The organism is Methanosarcina spelaei (assembly GCF_002287235.1).
Classification (GTDB): domain Archaea; phylum Halobacteriota; class Methanosarcinia; order Methanosarcinales; family Methanosarcinaceae; genus Methanosarcina; species Methanosarcina spelaei.
The window spans coordinates 1-4,403 of record NZ_LMVP01000151.1; the positions used below are offsets into that span (position 1 = coordinate 1).

The window sequence follows — 4,403 nt, forward strand, 5'->3', positions numbered from 1 at the left end:
CAAAATATGATAAGGGAAAATGGAAAAACTATTATATTTTTTATGCGGTTGAAAAACCATTGAATTTGAAGAGGATACGAATTAAGATTTATTCTCTTAATAAAAAATTAAGACTTCTCAACTTAATAAAAAGTTGAGATTTGCTTACTTGATGAATGAAATCAAGCACAAGTAAGTATTTCGTAACTACTGTAGTTTAGAACCTTGGGATCTTATGATATTAGACTAGGGATCTTATGATATTAGTACTGGAGTTATTCCAAAAACCAAAATTGCTCATCTGAATTTCATATATGGAATAATCAATAGAGTTTCTGACCATGAAATATAGTTCTGAAACTCTCATTGATTTGAGAATAAAATTGATTTTGGGATGAACTATAGCACTATCTGTATCTTCTTTTTCACTTTGATCCGTGGAGGTTCAGGTTTCTGATATTTTTTAACTATAAGATTGCTGGCTTTTCCTTGCACGGATTAAATTACGATGTAAGGGTTTTGAATGTTTCGGGAATACGGAGGCTGATCCTATACCTGAAATTCTTCCGGATTTCACCTATCATCTCCATTTCAGTATTGTCCAGGATTTTTGCATGATTGACAATCAGGAAATATCCGACTATGAAGGCTACATACTCCCAGAGTGCTCCGGTAAGTAGATGCGCATTCCTGGCTGCGAGCATGGCCCCGACCATCAAGATAACGATGAAAGTTAATTTCCTGTACATCGAGGTGAAAGGATGCATATTCTGCTTTCTCCAGGCCCTTAAAGTCATCAGAACCTCGATGGATACAAAGGACACTGCAGTTCCTACAGCTGCACCTATCATTCCATACTCAGGTATTAACATGAAGTTGAGGGCGACATTAATGCCTGCACTTGCTACTGAGCACTTCATAAGGAAATCCGAGTCCCCAGAGGCTAACAGGGTGTGATAGTTAAACCCGAAGTACGAGTTTGTTATGAACCCAAGGGCAAGGATACGCAGGGAAGTGGCTCCGCTTACGTATTGTGCTCCATAGAGCTTTGTAATAAAGTATTCGGGATACACGAATATAAGTGCAAATAGAGGGAACGTGAGCAGGAAGCACCATTTAGTCATTACTGCATAGATTGAGCCAAGTGGAGCAGTCTCGTTTTGACCCCAGAGCCTGGATGTAATAGGGACATAAACAAAGCCTACGGAAGATACTACCAGAGACAAGAATCCTACAAGAGGATATACTGCATTGTAAATTCCAACGGTTTCAGCAGACTTGAAATAACCGAGCATTATTGTGTCTATCCAGCTCATAATGTTGAGTAGAGTTGCGGTTATCAAAAGTGGGAACGAATACCTTATCAACTGCCTGGTTGTGTCACTGAATTGAATCTTCCGTTCCTGTTTGGCTTTATGCTTAACTGGCGGCCTCCTTATGAAGTATACGGACATTATGCTGAAGGTAAAGATCATTGAGAGCAGATCCGCAAACACTACTCCTTTCAGGGAAGCCTTGATAAACACGGCAATCGTAGCAAATCCAAGCAGAGATACCGGCCTTATAATGTTATAAAAATACATGTTAACACTAGTACGGTCGAATCCCCTGTAGATTGCTACTGTCAGGTTCAGGAGTATTGTAAACGGGACCGCAAAGATAAGGATCTTCACTACGGACAATACTTTGCCTTGCGCATCAAAGCCATTTCCTGCCAGAGCATGGAATAGGGAAGGTGATACCAGAACTGAAATCAAGCCTGCAATCAAGCCCATAATCATGGCTGAGATGATTAACTCATGTACCTTCTGTTCCTCATGCTTGCCTCTGAAGAATGCAATATATCTCGGAACACCTTCATTGAGTCCAAGGGTTGCAAATGCACCTGTAATTGAGATCACAGTAAGTGCAAGGGAGTATGTGCCAAAGTCAGCTGGCGCGAGATGTGAAGTGAGTACTTTTTTAGTAATAATGTCGAGAAGCATTCCAATAAAGGTTCCTGCAAGTATTACGCCGGAACCTGTCACTATCCGGTTGACCGAGTCGTTAACTGACATGTTAACACCGTTTTATTGGGTTAGTTCTCGACTTTCCGGGTCAACGGGCAGGAGCAGTATTCGGTTGCATTGCCAGTGACTACTTGTAAAATTTTCCCAGTCAACTGCAGGTTAAAGCCTGATATGTCTTTCTCAGCAGTTTGCAGGAGAGGTAAACCTGGTCTTTCAGCCTTGCAGGTACTATCAGATAGGATACTGTTACTGTATGTTATGCAAAATCTCATTTCTGGGTTTAGGGTTTCAAAGTTATCTGTTTTTAATTCCTTAAAACAGTTGTAAGTTTTAAGTTTGTCAGTACATCGGTCTTTTTGCTCAACTTTTTGTCTGGCTGCTCCTTTCTGAGCTTCCAAGGCAAGATTTTCGGGTTTCTTGATAAGCTGCATGATTTCTTACGCCCTTCAGGATTGGATGGGAGCTAAATCTTGATGGGATCGTGGGGTCAACTACTATGTTGGATCAAGGTTGAGTCCTGTTGGGTCCCAAAATGGCTCGAATGCGGATCTTGGGTTAATCCTCGGTTAGGTGCCGAATATTCGAAGCTGATTTTGGGCCAGGTTCAGGAGGGTCCCTGTTGGATCGAAGGTTAGGCTGGATTGAATCCATGGAACCGCTGTTGAACCGCAGGTTGGATTTTGGATTGAATCCGAAAGACCCCTGTTGGATCGCAGGTTGGATTTTAGGTTGGACTTTGGGTTAGATCCTGGGTAGGAATCTATGTGAACTGCAGGTTGGACTTTGGGTTGGATCCTTGGGTAGGGATCTGTGTGAACTGCATGGTGAATCCTGGATACGATTCAGGATTGGGTTATGGAAGGCGGATATGGGTTCTACTCGCCTTGTATTAATTCTGGTTTGCCTCTGCTAATTTGCTTCTTAACTCAACAGACATTTTGTTTGTTTTTTGAAGCTTGGAATCTGTTTTTTCACTCCGGAATCGGCTTACGAAACTCGTCGAGTCTTTTCCTTTCTAATTCCACAAGAGTTCGTAATCAATTTAGCCGTTTCAGGGTGGCAGAGCAAATTCCTTATTATGTCGTTTTTTTGAAACTTGAATAAAGGAAACTTATTATATATTTTTTAAATTTCTCCCAAGATTTCTATGGAGTACCTCATCGACTTAATATAAAAGCTTTTTGGAATCCTCATTGAGTTATCATAATGAGGTAAGATAGCATCCTGAAGGAAACCTTATTTAATATGTCTCCTGTCAAGGATCAATAGGATGAAGGTTCCAGCTTTTAAAACTTTCAACCCAGGGCAAATATTCAAAACAATTAAAAACTCCAGATAGAGGAAATAAGCCTTCAAAGAGGTTTAAGACTTTTCAAAAACTTGAATTATCCATTACGGATAATCTCAATTTCTTTTATTCAGTAATGAGTAGTCCTGATAGAAGAGAATTTATTCCGATATTATTCAAATATAGCCAGAGTAGAAAAACATTTTCAGAGATAAAATATCTCAAAATGAAACTTCATAACCTAGATTCGGCAGGTCGACATTTCATTTTCTATAATTTTAGTGATGTCGATTTTGAAATAATGCTCCCTTGTTGTATGTAGTTATTAGGTTTACATATGATCCAAACATAATCTTTCATGCTAAACTTTGATATAAAAATGATTCAGTGTTTATATATGTCGTTGGAGTTGAGCCACACGTTAACCAGCTTTAACTCTACTAGATAATTATCAAATGTTGAAAAACGATATCAATAAAAATATTCAGATTCCTTATGTCGACCTGCCGAAAGTAGGCTAGAGGTATATATTTTCATATTCCTCTCCCATTAGACTCAATATCTTCCAATGAATCTCTTCCATATTTAGAATTTCTGACTTTGCTTTCCCTTTTTTCTGAGTTATAAGTTCTGTAATTTCCTGAAACTTGAAAAATATCCATCTCATTGTCGGTCTTTTTGTTGGTTTTCCTTTCTGATCTGGAACCGTTTCATTTTCTTCTTCTAATTTTGTCCTTAATTTCCATTCCGCAATTGAATAAATCATCAAGCAGAGAACCATTATCATTGTCAACGCTTCAATTCTTGATTTATTCTTGAGATACACCTTCGATACGCTAAAGGTATCACTTTTCAAAAATCTGAATCCTTTTTCTACTTTATCCTGTCCTTTATAATACTTCAGCATCTCTTCAGGAGAAAGACTGATATCATTACTTGCAAGAATGAAAAGTCCCATTTTCTCCATTTCTTTTAAAACAAAATCATCATTAACCTTTATAACCCCCTCAATCCTGTAATATGTCTTCAATTTCTCATCTTTAGAAATTCTGCCTCTTTTACCTGTTTCACGTTTTTTAACGGTTTTCAAATCTACTTTTTCAAACACAATAGAAGGGAAATCTGCA

The 4,403-nt window shown here is 38.5% G+C and carries 3 protein-coding genes; all 3 read right to left on the reverse strand.

What is annotated here, in order from left to right; all coding sequences use genetic code 11:
• Positions 1–482: 482 nt before the first annotated feature.
• Positions 483–2,036 carry a flippase gene (locus ASJ81_RS09160; RefSeq protein WP_095644208.1) on the reverse strand — a complete coding sequence of 518 codons (1,554 nt, stop codon included), beginning with the start codon at positions 2,034–2,036 and terminating at the stop codon, positions 483–485.
• Between the two features lie 20 nt (positions 2,037–2,056).
• Entirely contained in the window at positions 2,057–2,419 is a 363-nt protein-coding gene (locus ASJ81_RS09165; protein ID WP_095644209.1) for a hypothetical protein, read from the reverse strand.
• Between the two features lie 1,374 nt (positions 2,420–3,793).
• Positions 3,794–4,403, reverse strand: a 610-nt coding sequence (locus ASJ81_RS09170; RefSeq protein ID WP_141241642.1) for an IS1634 family transposase, incomplete at its 5' end; no start/stop codon positions are given.